Below are 12,848 nucleotides of genomic sequence, written 5' to 3'. Positions count from 1 at the left end.
CCGTATCGGCCGGCTGACAAGGGTTCTGGACTGACAGACCTTGCGTTCTGCACCAACAGGGGGGCGAACGTCACATCCCCGCTGATCCGATGCCCTTGTCAGGGAAGCGAAACGACGCGCAGATTGTTGGTTGTTCCCGCTTGTGCAAAGGGAATGCCGGCGACGACGACCAGCAGGTCCCGGCTTGATGCAAATTGCTCTGCACGCGCGAATGCAGTCGCGCGCTCGACCATCTCCTCGTAGCTCCCGACATCGTCGGAAAGGACGCTGTGCGCACCCCAGAGCAGGCACAGGCGACGGGACACCTCACGGCTTGGGGTGATGGCGAGGATCGGGAGGCTCGGCCGTTTGCGCGCGACACGAGCGGCCGTGGTGCCGCTCGATGTGTAAGCCACGATGGCTGCGGCGTGAATGACAGAGGCGAGGTCGGCGGCTGCCGTTGCAACGGCATGCGGCGGCGTCTGCTCTTCGCCGGGCTCGGTCGCCTCGACGATCGAGCGGTACATCTTGTGCTGCTCCGTGCTGCGGATGATGCGGTCCATCATCTCGACGGCTTCGCGCGGATAGCGCCCCGCCGCCGATTCCGCCGACAGCATCACCGCGTCCGCGCCGTCATAGATGGCGGTCGCAACGTCGGAGACTTCCGCGCGTGTCGGCGTGGGCGCGGCGACCATGGAGTCCAGCATTTGCGTGGCGACGATCACGGGCTTCACGGCAAGCCGGCAAGCCCGCACCAGCTCCTTCTGACGCCCGGGCACGTCCTCATGCGGAATTTCAACGCCGAGATCTCCGCGCGCAACCATGATGGCGTCGCACAGCTGGATGATGTCGTCGATCCGCTCGAGCGCAGCCGGCTTCTCGATCTTGGCCATCAGGCCGGCGCGATCGCCGACGAGGCCTCGCGCCTCGATGATATCCGAGGGCTTCTGCACGAATGACAGCGCGACCCAATCCACGCCGAGCTTCAGGCCGAACTCCAGATCGAGGCGGTCCTTTTCGGTGAGCGGCGAAAGATCGAGCACCGTTCCCGGCAGATTGACGCCCTTGTGGTTCGAGATCGTGCCACCGACGATCACCTTGGCTTCGATGAAATCGTCACCAAGCCCGGTGACGCGAACCCGGACCCTGCCGTCGTCGATCAGGAGGTCGTGGCCGGGAGCGACGGCCGCGAAAATCTCCCGATGCGGGAGAGGAATCGCGGAGCGGTCGCCGTCGGATCCGGACAGCACGAACCGGATGGTCTCTCCGGCAGCCGCGGCAATCTTGCCATCGCGCAGGGTGCCGACGCGGATCTTCGGACCCTGGAGGTCCATCAGAATGCCGATCGGCCGGCCGGTTTCCTGTTCCAGCTTGCGGATCGCCGCGTGAACCTTCGCGTGGTCGCTTTGCGTCCCGTGGCTGAAGTTCAGACGGAACGTGTCGACGCCTGCCAGCAGCAGCGCCTTGAGCATCTCGGGGGAGCTGCTGGCGGGGCCCACGGTTGCAACGATCTTGGCTCGTCGATGACGACGCATGGGTCACCTCATTGCTGGCTTGCCGGCTGCAATCAGCACGGCGCGGATGTCGTTGACGTTGGTAAGTGTCGGCCCGGTGCGCACGAGGTCTCCAAGACGATCGAAGAAGGTGTAGCTATCATGAGCTGCCAGACAAGCCCGTGGGTCGAGGAAATTTGTGGCGGCGCGCCGCAGCGTATCCGGACCGATCAAAGCGCCAGCCGCATCTTCCGTTCCATCAATTCCATCGCTGTCTCCCGCAATGGCCCAGATATCGGATGCACCGGACAGGGCTATGACAAGACCAAGCAAAAACTCGGTGTTGCGGCCGCCGCGGCCCGCCGGTCCGCGTCCAATGGTGACCGTCGTCTCCCCGCCCGAAAGCAGCACCGCAGGGGCTGGGCCCGGCTGCGCATGCCCTGCGACCGACCGGGCAATGCCCGCCATCACGGTTCCGAGTTCCCGGGCCTCGCCTTCGATCGCGTCCCCGAGAATGATCGGATTGAGACCTTCATCCCGGGCTGCATTGGCCGCAGCCTCAAGCGCGAGGGACGGCGCAGCGAGGATGCGGACGTCAGCGTCGATCTCGCCGGGCTTCGGGGTCTCGTCGGCTCGCTCGAGGATAAGCCGCGCCGTGTCCGGCAGGTCAATCGCAAACCGGCTCACGATCTCCCGGGCATCGGCCTTCGTGCTGCGGTCCGGCAGCGAGGGGCCAGAGCCAATCGCGGCGGGATCGTCGCCGGGAATATCCGAGATCACAAGGGTCGTGACGCGGGCGGGACGGGCGGCCCGCGCCAGCCGTCCGCCCTTGATCGCAGACAGATGCTTGCGAACGACGTTCATCTCGGCAATCGTCGCGCCGCTTGCCAGCAAGGCCCGGTTGACCGCCTGCTTGTCGGCGAGCGTCATCGGGGACGCAGGCAGCGTCATCAGGGCCGAGCCTCCGCCGGACATCAGGGCGATGACGAGATCATCAGCTGAAAGCCCCTCGACGGCACGCAGCATGCGCAAGGCAGCGGCCTTGCTCGTGTCATCCGGCACCGGGTGAGACGCCTCGAGGACTTCGATGCGGCCGGCGGGTACCGAATGGCCGTGGCGCGTCACCACGACGCCCGAGAGGTCGACATCAGGCCATGCCGCGTCGAGGCCGGCTGCCATCGCCGCCGAAGCCTTGCCCGCGCCGACGACGATGCATCTGCCCTTCGGCTTTGCCGGCAGAGCGCGCGCGATGGTCAGCTTTGGATCGCAGCTGGCGATGGCCGCATCGAAGATCCTCCGGAGCGCAGTCCGAGCTCGCAGGTCCGTCCAATCAGTGCTCAATCGCCGCGCTCCGGCCGGGTGCAGGGGCGATGGTGGCCTTTGCGGTCGTTTCACTGCCGAGAATGAACGCGCGCCGCATCGGCTTGATCAGCAGCAAGGCGGTCAGGGCCGCGGTGGCATTGAGTCCAACCGCGACGATGAACACGGCTTGCCAGCCGAACTGCGTGGAGATGATGCTCGCAAGCGGCACGAGCAGCGCCGCCGTGCCCTTTGCCGTGTAGAGCATGCCGTTGTTGGTGGTTGCGTATTTGGCGCCGAACGTGTCGCCCGAGGTTGCCGGAAACAGGCTGTAGATTTCGCCGAACACGCCGAAATAGATCGCCGTGGCCAGCACGAAGACAACCGGAATATGGCCATACACGGACAGCGTCAGCAACATTAGCGCCGCGGTCGCGAACGCGATGAACATCGTGTGCTCGCGGCCGATATTGTCGGAGATCCAGCCAAAAACCGGACGGCCGAAACCATCAAACACGCGATCGAGCGAGATGGCGAAAGTCAGCGCCGCCATCTGGAAGCCCGCCAGCGTCACCGGCGTATTGGCGATCTTGAAGTCATGGGCGATCGGCCCGATCTGCGCGGCGGTCATCAGCCCGCCGGATGCCACCATGACGAACACCAGGTACATGACCCAGAAGATCGGGGTGCGCAGCACCTGGGGCGGGGTGTAGTCGATCGCGCTTTGCGGCAGATTGAGCTGCTTTTTCCTGGGGGCCGCGACGCCATGCGGTGAGCGGACGAACCAGGCCAGCAGCAGCACCACGAGGCCTTGCCCGATTCCGAACGTCAGGAAGGTGCTCTGGTAGCCACTCGTGGCAATCATGTTGGCAATCGGCACGACGGTCAGCGCCGCGCCGGCGCCGAAGCCCGCGGCGGTCGCGCCTGCGGCGAGGCCGCGCCGGTCCGGAAACCATTTCAGCGCGTTGCCGACGCAAGTGCCGTAAACGGCACCGGCGCCGATGCCCGCGACGACCGCTGCGGCATAGAGCATGACGAGAGAAGAGGCGTATGAGTTCATCACCCAGGCCAGGCCGATCATCAGCCCGCCGAACATGATGACGATGCGGGGACCATATTTATCCACGAACCAGGCCTCCACCGGCACCAGCCATGTCTCGGTCATCACGAAAATCGTGAAGGCGAGCTGGATTGCCGGACGGCCCCAGTGAAACTGCGCGTCGATCGGATCAACGAACAGCGTCCAGCCATATTGCAAATTGGCGATCATCGCCATGCAGACGATGCCGATCGCGAGCTGAAGCCAGCGGAAGCCGCCGAGCGATGAGTTCGGTTTCATGCTGGAGGTCATGTGTGCTCCCAAAGCAGTATTTGCGGTTTGGTCCGGTGGCGTCAGGATCTCGTCCTGCGGCCGCCTACTGACGAAATTCGTTGGTCAGTTCGCCGATCCCGTCGATCGCGACGGTGACCGTATTGACGGGCTCCTTCATCACCCCGACGCCGATCGATGTTCCGCAGCAGATCAGGTCGCCCGGCAACAGCGTCATGTCGTGTGAGATCTTGCTGACCAGCGCCTGCGCGCTGAAGATCATGTCTGCGATCGGATAGTTCTGGCGCTCCACGCCGTTGAGGATGGTGCGCACCACAAGGCTCGCGGGATCGAGTCCTGAGGCAATGACGGGACCGAAGGGCCCATAGCCGTCGAAGCCCTTGGCCCGCGCCCATTGCGGGAAGGTCGGATCGCGATTGAGAATGTCCGCGGCGGTGACGTCGTTGGTGCAGGTGTAGCCGAAGATGAATGCGTCGGCCTGTTCGGGAGCGACCGCGGTGCAGCTCTTGCCGATGACAATGCCGAGCTCGCCCTCGTAGGTCGTCTTGCCATCATAGCCCACCGGACGCGTGATGACGGCACCGGGCGCCGTCACGCTGGTCTGCGCCTTCAACAGATACAACGGTTCGGGCGGCTCAGGTGATTTCAGCTTCGCCGCAAGTGCGTGAAAATTGTTCCAGAGCGCGATGATCTTGCTCGGTTGCGTCGGGGCTAGCAGCTCGACATCGTCAAGCGCCAGCGTTTGTCCCGTCGGTCGCGCGTCGCCGAACATGTCCCCGTCGTGCACGGAAATGCCGGACGGGGTGAGGTGCCCGAAGCCGATTACGGCGTGGTGGCGGAAGCGGACCCAGCGTGTCACATTGGTCATCGCGATCACGCCACCGCCAGCGACTGTGCTGCGGCCGCACCAGCGGCCCCGTCATAGAGACCTGCCAGTCTGGTGCGCTGCGCGACCAGCGCCAGCACCGCGTCGAGCGCGGGCGTCGCGATCCCGGTCATCCGGCCCATCTCGTGCACCACGGTGATCAAAGGATCGATCTCGACGGGGCGTCCTCGCTCGAGATCCTGCAGCATCGAGGTCTTGTGCGCGCCGACCTTGCGTGCGCCTTCGATGCGGCGTTCGACATCGACCCGGAATTTGACGCCGAGGCTTTCCGCGATCGTCTGGGCTTCCAGCATGATCGCCTTGGACAGCGCACGCGTGCCGGGATTGCTGCAGATCACGTCGAGGGTGGCGTGGGTGAGGACGCTGATCGGGTTGAAGCAGACATTGCCCCACAGCTTGAGCCAGATCTCGTCGCGGATGCGGTCGAGCACCGGCGCCTTCATGCCCGCCGCAGCGAACAGCTCGGAGAGGCGCTGGACGTCAGGCGTGATCTCGCCGGATGGCTCGCCGAGCGGGAAGTTGCTGCCGTAGACGTGGCGGATCACGCCGGGCGCCTCGATTTCGGTTGCGGGATAGACCACGCAGCCAATGGCACGCGCTGGGTTGAGTTCGTTCCACTGCCGTCCGCCGGGATCGATGCTTTCGAGCGTGGATCCTTCGTGCCGCCCGCCGTGCTTGTAGAAATACCAGTAGGGAATGCCGTTTACGGCGGTGACGATGCGGGTCCGATCGCCCAGCAGCGGGCGCATCGGCTCGATCACGCCGGTGATCGAATGCGCCTTGAGGCAGATGATGACGTAATCCTGCTCGCCGAGTTCGGCGGGGTTATCGGTACATCGAGGATGCACCACGCGTTCCTCATCGCCGATCAAGAGCTTCAGGCCGTTCTGCCGCATCGCGGCGAGGTGCGCACCCCGCGCGACCAGGCTGACGTCGGCGCCAGCGCGCATCAATTCGACACCGAGATAGCCGCCGATGGCACCGGCGCCGTAGATGCAGACCTTCATGAAATCCTCGCGAGCAGAGTGGGGACACGGTGCGGGCCGAGGCGGCGCGAACCGGATTGCGTGGCAATGGCCTTGAGAAAGTCCGTCAGGCCGCGCAGGCGGCCTCCTCGAAAGCAAGGGTGATGTCCCGCATGCTCACGACGCCGACAAGCCGGCCGTTGTCGATGACCGGGATGTGCCGGATCCCGTGACGAGCCATCAGATGCTCGGCATCGGTGAGCGTGTCCTGCGAATTGCAGGACACAAGCGGCCGCGGCGAAATGAACTGCGCAACCTTCATCGCAAGACCGCCGGTGCCGCGCTCGGCGATCACAGCGACGACGTCGCGCTCGCTGAACATGCCGACCACGGCGGCGTCCTTGCTGCGCGAGAGGTGCCTGACCACGAGTGCGCCGACATTGCTCGCGTACATCAGGTTCGCCGCAATGCTCACAGTCTCGTTCGAGCCGATCGTCACCACGTGCGCTCTGTTGGTGCGCAGGATGTCCCCGACGTACATGGCAGCGTCCTCCCGGTAGCATGATTGGGTCGTTGTGGAATAATCGTGGTATACATTATTCCAGAAGTCAAACGAAAGAATCGACGGGTTTCATAAGAAGAATGGCAAAAACACTGACCTATTCGTGCGCCCTATCATCTTGACTTGCGAGTGGTTTGGCATGCCAAATACCAATACCGCTGCTCGTCTTCACGAGCTATTTTTGTTCTGAACCACAACCGGTTAGGGGCAGGTCGCGATGAAGAGAGAGCCGATCCGGCGCAAGCCGTCCGATCCCGATTTTCGCGCGCAGCCGGAGCAGGACGGACGCGACGGCGGCGTCCAATCCGTCGATCGCGCGCTGCAAATCATCGAAGCGCTTGCAGAGGATGACGAAGGCTATCGGCTGACCGATCTTGCGATCCGGATCGGCTTGCCGCCGTCAACGGCGCATCGGCTGCTGACGACGCTGGAGAACCGCCGCTTCGTGCAGTTCGACCGCGAGGAATCCAAGTGGCACATCGGCGCGCAAAGCTTCGTGGTCGGCTCGACCTTCACGCGCCGGCGCAATTTTTCTGCACGGGCACTGCCTTATCTGCGCAAACTGCGCGACCAGACCAGGGAAACGGCCAATCTTGCGGTGGTCGATGATGAATCCATCATCATCGTATCCCGGATCGAAAGCCGTGAAATCATGCGCTCGCTGACCAAGGTCGGCGGACGTGTCGCGTTGATCGCTTCGGGCGTGGGGAAAGCGGTGCTCGCCGCGTATTCCGATGCCGACGTCAACGCGATCATCCGCCGTCGTGGCATGCCGCGCCTGACGGAAAAGTCGATCGTGCGGCCCGGCGAGCTGTTCAAGGAATTGGAGATCGTGCGCCGGCAGGGTTATGCGGTGGATGATGAAGAGGCGCGGCTCGGCCTGCGCTGTGTGGCCGCGGTCGTCTTCAATGACTGCAACGAGCCATATGCCGCGGTCTCGGTCTCGGGCATGGCGGACCGGTTGATCGATGATCGCTTGCCGGAGATCGGCGCCACCGTGCACCGGATCGCAGCCGAGCTCTCGGCAGAGCTGCGCGGCAGCAGCGGCACGCAGCAGGCGTAAGTCCGCCGGCTTTCGCAGTCGTTGCCGATTTTCCATTTTTCGTCGACGCTAATCACTTGGAGACATGCAAGAAATCGCGAGCGCTGCCACTGCGCGGAAAATCTGATCGATTGCGTTGAGATCGATGATCGCGGGCCTGATGATCCCACTCAGGCCAACTCATAGCGAAGCGGGATCATCAGATGAAGATGCGAGCGATAGATGCGGCGGTCCGCATACTGGAACGCGAGGGGATCACCTGCGCTTTTGGTGTTCCCGGCGCGGCGATCAACCCGCTTTACTCCGCGCTGAAGCGCAACGGCTCGATCCGCCATATCCTGGCGCGGCATGTCGAGGGCGCCTCGCACATGGCCGAAGGCTACACCAGGTCGGAAGCCGGCAATATCGGTGTTTGCATCGGCACGTCGGGCCCCGCCGGCACCGACATGATCACCGGCCTCTATTCGGCGATCGCGGATTCGATCCCGATCCTCTGCATCACCGGGCAGGCGCCGCGGGCTCGGCTCTACAAGGAGGATTTCCAGGCCGTCGACATCGAGGCGATCGCAAAGCCGGTGACGAAATGGGCGGTCACCGTGCGCGAGCCGGCGCTGGTGCCGCGGGTGTTCAGCCAGGCTTTCCATGTCATGCGGTCGGGGCGGCCGGGCCCGGTGTTGATCGACCTTCCCCTCGATGTGCAGTTGGCCGAGATCGAGTTCGACGACGAGACCTATTCGCCGCTGCCGGTCTATAAGCCGACCGCGACGCGCAAGCAGATCGAGAAGGCGCTCGAGATGCTCAACGCCGCGGAGCGGCCGCTGATCGTGGCCGGCGGCGGCGTCATCAACGCCGATGCGTCCGAGCTGCTGGTGGCCTTCGCCGAAGCGGTCAACGTTCCCGTGGTCCCGACGCTGATGGCGTGGGGTGCGATTCCCGATGACCACGCGCTGATGGCGGGCATGGTCGGCCTGCAGACCAGCCATCGCTACGCCAACGCCACGATGCTCGAATCCGATTTCGTGCTCGGCATCGGAAACCGCTGGGCCAACCGGCATACCGGCTCGATCGAGACCTATACCAAGGGTCGCAAATTCGTCCATGTAGACATCGAGCCGACCCAGATCGGGCGGGTCTTCAATCCGGACCTCGGCATCGTGTCCGACGCCAAGGCCGCGCTGGAACTGTTCGTGAGCGTCGCGAAGGAGTGGCGCAAGTCGGGCAAGCTGCGCGATCGGCAGGCCTGGCCCGCCGCCTGCCGCGACCGCAAGCGTTCGATGCTGCGCAAGAGCCACTTCGACAACATCCCGATCAAGCCGCAGCGCGTCTACGAGGAAATGAACAAGGCGTTCGGCCGCGACACCTGCTACGTGACCGTGATCGGCCTGTCGCAGATCGCGGGGGCCCAGTTCCTCAACGTCTATCAGCCGCGCAACTGGATCAACGCCGGACAGGCCGGTCCGCTCGGCTGGACATTGCCGGCCGCGCTCGGTGTGCGCGCCGCCGATCCGAACCGCGAGATCGTCGCGCTGTCGGGTGATTACGACTTCCAGTTCCTGATCGAGGAACTCGCCGTCGGGGCGCAGTTCAATCTGCCCTACATCCACGTCGTCGTGAACAATTCCTATCTCGGGCTGATCCGGCAGGCACAGCGCGGCTTCGACATGAACTATCATGTGCAGCTGTCGTTCGAGAACATCAACGCGCCCGAGATCGGCGTCTACGGTGTAGACCACGTCACCGTCGCGGAAGGGTTGGGCTGCAAGGCGATCCGGGTGACGGATCCGAACGACGCACAGGCGGCGTTCGCGACCGCGCGCGAACTGATGGCGAAGCATCGCGTGCCTGTGGTGGTCGAGTTCATCCTCGAACGCGTCACCAACATCGCGATGGGCACGGAGATCGACAACATCGTCGAGTTTGAGGAGGTCATCGATCTCCCGCTCGATGATGTGCCGAGTGCGGCACGATCCGGCACGCTGTTGCCGGCCTGACCACATCATTCAGCGCTCAAAGCGGAGATACGACCCGTGCCTCAATTTGCCGCCAATCTCACCATGCTCTTCAACGAGCTGCCGTTCCTCGATCGGTTCGCGGCTGCCAAGGCCGCCGGCTTCAGTGCGGTCGAGTATCTCTTCCCCTACGACTACGAGAAAAGCGAGCTGCGGGAGGAGTTGGTTCGGTCCGAATTGACCCAGGTGCTGCACAATCTTCCGGCTGGCAATTGGGCCGCCGGCGAGCGGGGCATTGCGATCCTGCGCGATCGGGTCGATGAATTCCGCGACGGTGTGGTGCGCGCGATCGACTACGCGAAGGCTTTGGATTGCCGGCAGCTGAACTGCCTGGTCGGTATCGCTCCCGCCGGAGCGGACGCGGCAGAGCTCAACGAAGTCCTGGTGTCCAATCTGCGCTTCGCTGCCGGCGCGCTCGCCCAGCATGGCATCAAGCTGCTGGTCGAGCCGATCAACACGCTGGATATTCCCGGCTTCTTCCTGAGCGGGACCGAGCAGGCGGTGCAACTCATCTCCGACGTGGGCTCATCCAACCTGTTCATCCAGTACGACATCTATCACATGCAGATCATGGAAGGCGATCTGGCGCGGACCCTGCAGAAGCATCTCGGCCGGATTGCGCATGTCCAACTTGCCGACAATCCGGGCCGTTATGAGCCGGGCACCGGGGAGATCAACTATTCCTATCTGTTCAAGCATCTCGACAGCATCGGATACCGCGGCTGGATCGGATGCGAATACAAGCCGCGGACGACCACGCTCGAGAGTCTTGCCTGGCACGCCGCGCAGACTCTCGTGACCTAATCAGGCTGACAGGAGCATCACCACATGAAGGACATTGGATTCATCGGGCTCGGCACCATGGGGCGTCCGATGGCGAGCCACCTCCTGGCTGCGGGCTATCGTCTGTTCCTGCACGACGTCGCGGCGCTTCCGGCGGAACTGATTGCGGCCGGCGGCATTTCTTGCGAGTCCGCCAGGCAGGTGGCGCAGGAAGCGGACGCAGTGATCATCATGGTGCCCGATACGCCGCATGTGGAAGCCGTGCTGTTCGGCAAGGGCGGCGTTGCGGAGGGCATCTCCAAGGGCATGATCGTGGCGGACATGAGCTCGATCTCGCCGCTGGCCACGAAGGAGTTCGCACGGAAGATCGATGCGCTCGGCGCCGATTATCTCGACGCGCCGGTCTCAGGCGGCGAGGTTGGCGCCAAGGCGGCGAGCCTGACCATCATGGTTGGCGGGCGGGAGCGGGCGTTCAACGCGATGAAGCCGCTGTTTGAAACGATGGGGAAGAATGTCACGCATGTCGGCGGCAATGGCGATGGTCAGACCACCAAGGTTGCCAACCAGATCATCGTGGCGCTGACCATCGAGGCGGTGAGCGAGGCCCTGCTGTTCGCGTCCAAGGCAGGTGCTAATCCTGCGCTGGTGCGTCAGGCGTTGATGGGAGGCTTTGCGTCGTCCCGGATCCTTGAAGTGCACGGCGATCGCATGCTGAAGCGCAATTTCGATCCGGGCTTCCGCATCGAGCTGCATCAGAAAGATCTCAACCTCGCGCTGGACGGCGCGCGGGCGCTTGGGCTGTCGCTGCCGGGCACCGCCGCAGCCCAGCAGCTATTCAACGCCTGCACCGCCCTTGGCGGTAAGGCCTGGGACCATTCCGCCATACTGCGAGCACTGGAAGTCATGGCGGGCCACGAGGTCGCCGCTGCCTGAGCCTTAGGCAAGGCACAGATGGCTATCGTAGAATTGGGTGGTGTGGGGAAACGTTCCCCCGCCGTTAAGTCTGCTCGTTGACAAGCATGCAGTACAAAACGCAGTACCGCTTCATCGATGAGCGCTCTTTCGCGAATGGCATCCGGCTTGATCTTGCATTCGGCGGCCGCGACGAAGTGAGAACCGCGGAAGAGTGGCACATCAACGGCGATACTCTCCGGGATCCGATGGCAATGTCAGGCCCATCGACGCCTTCACTCGGTCCATCACGACCAAACTCTTGAAGTGCTTGATGTTGTGATTTTCGAAGAATAGGCGCTTGGTCAACTCCTCGTACTCCTGCATGGAGCCCACCGTGACCACGAGTACAAAATCCGTCTCTCCCGTCACGTAGTAGCACTGCTGTACTTCGGGCGCCGAGGCGAAGCTCGCTTTCATCGCGTCCAGCAAGTCCAGCCGCTCGTTCACGATCTGCACTTCCACCAGAACCGTAATTGGCTGGCCAACGGAGGCGGGATTGAGGATGGCGACGTTGCCTTGGATGACACCGTGCTTTTCCATGCGGCTGATCCGCCGCTGGACTGCAGCCGCGGATAGATTCACCATCTCTCCGATCGTGCGCTGGGGCGTTGCGCTGTTTCGCTGCAGAATCTCCAGGATAGCCAGATCCTGGGCGTCGAGATCGTTCAAGCGAAGTTCTTGGGTCTGTGACATCGGACTTAGCAGTACTAGGGAAAATGTCCCCAGTTAGAGGCCGTTTCCCGACAAAGCACAATACCGTCTCATCTCCAGGACCGGCCGACAGCCACCAGCCCAATGAGATCTTTCCGGTGGCGCGCGGTGCACGAACGAACTTGAAAATCCGGGCCGCCGAGTGAATCGCTCATCTTCGAAGCGCGGACGCAACAAAATCGCGCAAATCGACCGTACTTGGAGGCCTTTTCTCGACAGACCACAATACTGTTTGTCGTGGCTGGCTTGGCTGGTTTGCGTTCGCCTCGCCAATGGTTAGCCGCCGCGGCCCCCGGATTCCTGCGAACCTTGAAGGGCTAGAGGCCTGAAGCTTGGGTTGCCGGAGAAGGCGACATTCACGTCTTTGGGGACGATCTGAGGCCGTTGCTGCCCCGAAATATCGATCGGCTTAAGTGCCGAGAGACGCCTGAGGAGGTGAGGATGAGCACGATCGCGCGTCACATGGTGCCGGGGTTGCCTCCGTCCATGTCGCCCAGCAGTCACGCCGTCGAAGTCGACGGTTTTGTATTTCTGACGGGCCAGTTCGCAAGAGATCTCGACGACCCCGGCTTGCAACTTCCTGAGGGTATCGCGGCGCAGACCGAGCGGACGCTCAAGAACATGGAGCGGGTACTCGCCAGCCTCGGCCTGGGCATGGATCGTATCGTCAGCGTGCGGGCGTTCCTCACGAACTTCAAACGCGATTACGACGAGATGAACAAGGTCTACGCCCGGTTTTTTCAACCGGATCAGAGGCCAACGAGGACCTGTGTCGGCGTCACCGATCTGGTCAGGGATGCCTTGATCGAGATCGACTGCGTCGCGAAGCGATAGG

The 12,848-nt window shown here is 63.2% G+C and carries 12 protein-coding genes; 5 read left to right on the top strand and 7 right to left on the bottom strand.

Annotation, left to right across the window (positions count from 1 at the left end; genetic code table 11):
• Nucleotides 1-98 precede the first annotated feature (98 nt).
• The 6 genes from pyk to JQ616_RS34835 all read right to left on the bottom strand — a co-directional run bounded on the left by pyk (nt 99) and on the right by JQ616_RS34835 (nt 6,493).
• Nucleotides 99-1,514, bottom strand: coding sequence for a pyruvate kinase (gene pyk / locus JQ616_RS34860; protein WP_212022689.1), 1,416 nt, complete (start codon nt 1,512-1,514; stop codon nt 99-101).
• 3 nt (nt 1,515-1,517) lie between these two features.
• Nucleotides 1,518-2,813, bottom strand: a complete 1,296-nt coding sequence (locus JQ616_RS34855) for a glycerate kinase type-2 family protein (protein ID WP_212022762.1) — start codon at nt 2,811-2,813, stop codon at nt 1,518-1,520.
• Complete coding sequence (gene oxlT, locus JQ616_RS34850) at nt 2,803-4,122, bottom strand: oxalate/formate MFS antiporter (protein WP_212022688.1); 1,320 nt, start codon at nt 4,120-4,122, stop codon at nt 2,803-2,805. Before oxlT ends, JQ616_RS34855 begins: the two co-directional genes overlap by 11 nt.
• Nucleotides 4,123-4,186: 64 nt before the next feature.
• On the bottom strand, nt 4,187-4,969 hold the full coding sequence (locus tag JQ616_RS34845) for a fumarylacetoacetate hydrolase family protein (RefSeq protein ID WP_212022687.1): 783 nt from the start codon (nt 4,967-4,969) through the stop codon (nt 4,187-4,189).
• 5 nt (nt 4,970-4,974) lie between these two features.
• Nucleotides 4,975-5,994 (bottom strand): 2-dehydropantoate 2-reductase, encoded by a 1,020-nt coding sequence (locus tag JQ616_RS34840; protein ID WP_212022686.1) that lies wholly within the window; start codon nt 5,992-5,994, stop codon nt 4,975-4,977.
• Nucleotides 5,995-6,079: 85 nt separating this feature from the next.
• Nucleotides 6,080-6,493 carry a CBS domain-containing protein gene (locus tag JQ616_RS34835; RefSeq protein ID WP_212022685.1) on the bottom strand — a complete coding sequence of 138 codons (414 nt, stop codon included), beginning with the start codon at nt 6,491-6,493 and terminating at the stop codon, nt 6,080-6,082.
• Nucleotides 6,494-6,731: 238 nt separating this feature from the next.
• Here JQ616_RS34835 and JQ616_RS34830 point away from each other — a divergent pair, with 238 nt between their 5' ends.
• The 4 genes from JQ616_RS34830 to JQ616_RS34815 all read left to right on the top strand — a co-directional run bounded on the left by JQ616_RS34830 (nt 6,732) and on the right by JQ616_RS34815 (nt 11,281).
• The gene (locus JQ616_RS34830) at nt 6,732-7,577 is read left to right on the top strand and encodes an IclR family transcriptional regulator (RefSeq protein ID WP_212022684.1); all 846 of its coding nucleotides are present in this window, start codon (nt 6,732-6,734) and stop codon (nt 7,575-7,577) included.
• Between the two features lie 182 nt (nt 7,578-7,759).
• Complete coding sequence (gcl, locus tag JQ616_RS34825) at nt 7,760-9,547, top strand: glyoxylate carboligase (protein WP_212022683.1); 1,788 nt, start codon at nt 7,760-7,762, stop codon at nt 9,545-9,547.
• A 36-nt stretch (nt 9,548-9,583) separates the two neighbouring features.
• A complete protein-coding gene (hyi, locus tag JQ616_RS34820; protein WP_212022682.1) occupies nt 9,584-10,369 on the top strand; it encodes a hydroxypyruvate isomerase in 786 nt (261 codons plus the stop codon).
• A 24-nt stretch (nt 10,370-10,393) separates the two neighbouring features.
• Nucleotides 10,394-11,281, top strand: a complete 888-nt coding sequence (locus JQ616_RS34815) for a 2-hydroxy-3-oxopropionate reductase (RefSeq protein WP_212022681.1) — start codon at nt 10,394-10,396, stop codon at nt 11,279-11,281.
• A gap of 201 nt (nt 11,282-11,482) precedes the next feature.
• On the opposite strand, the gene JQ616_RS34810 is transcribed toward JQ616_RS34815, so the two are convergent.
• On the bottom strand, nt 11,483-11,971 hold the full coding sequence (locus JQ616_RS34810; RefSeq protein ID WP_433996031.1) for an Lrp/AsnC family transcriptional regulator: 489 nt from the start codon (nt 11,969-11,971) through the stop codon (nt 11,483-11,485).
• 483 nt (nt 11,972-12,454) lie between these two features.
• Here JQ616_RS34810 and JQ616_RS34805 point away from each other — a divergent pair, with 483 nt between their 5' ends.
• Nucleotides 12,455-12,847 carry a RidA family protein gene (locus JQ616_RS34805; protein ID WP_249137650.1) on the top strand — a complete coding sequence of 131 codons (393 nt, stop codon included), beginning with the start codon at nt 12,455-12,457 and terminating at the stop codon, nt 12,845-12,847.
• Nucleotide 12,848: the final 1 nt, after the last annotated feature.

Origin of the sequence: Bradyrhizobium tropiciagri, assembly GCF_018130545.1 — a bacterium.
Taxonomy (GTDB): Bacteria; Pseudomonadota; Alphaproteobacteria; order Rhizobiales; family Xanthobacteraceae; genus Bradyrhizobium; species Bradyrhizobium tropiciagri_A.
This window is presented reverse-complemented; position numbering and strand designations above follow the sequence as displayed.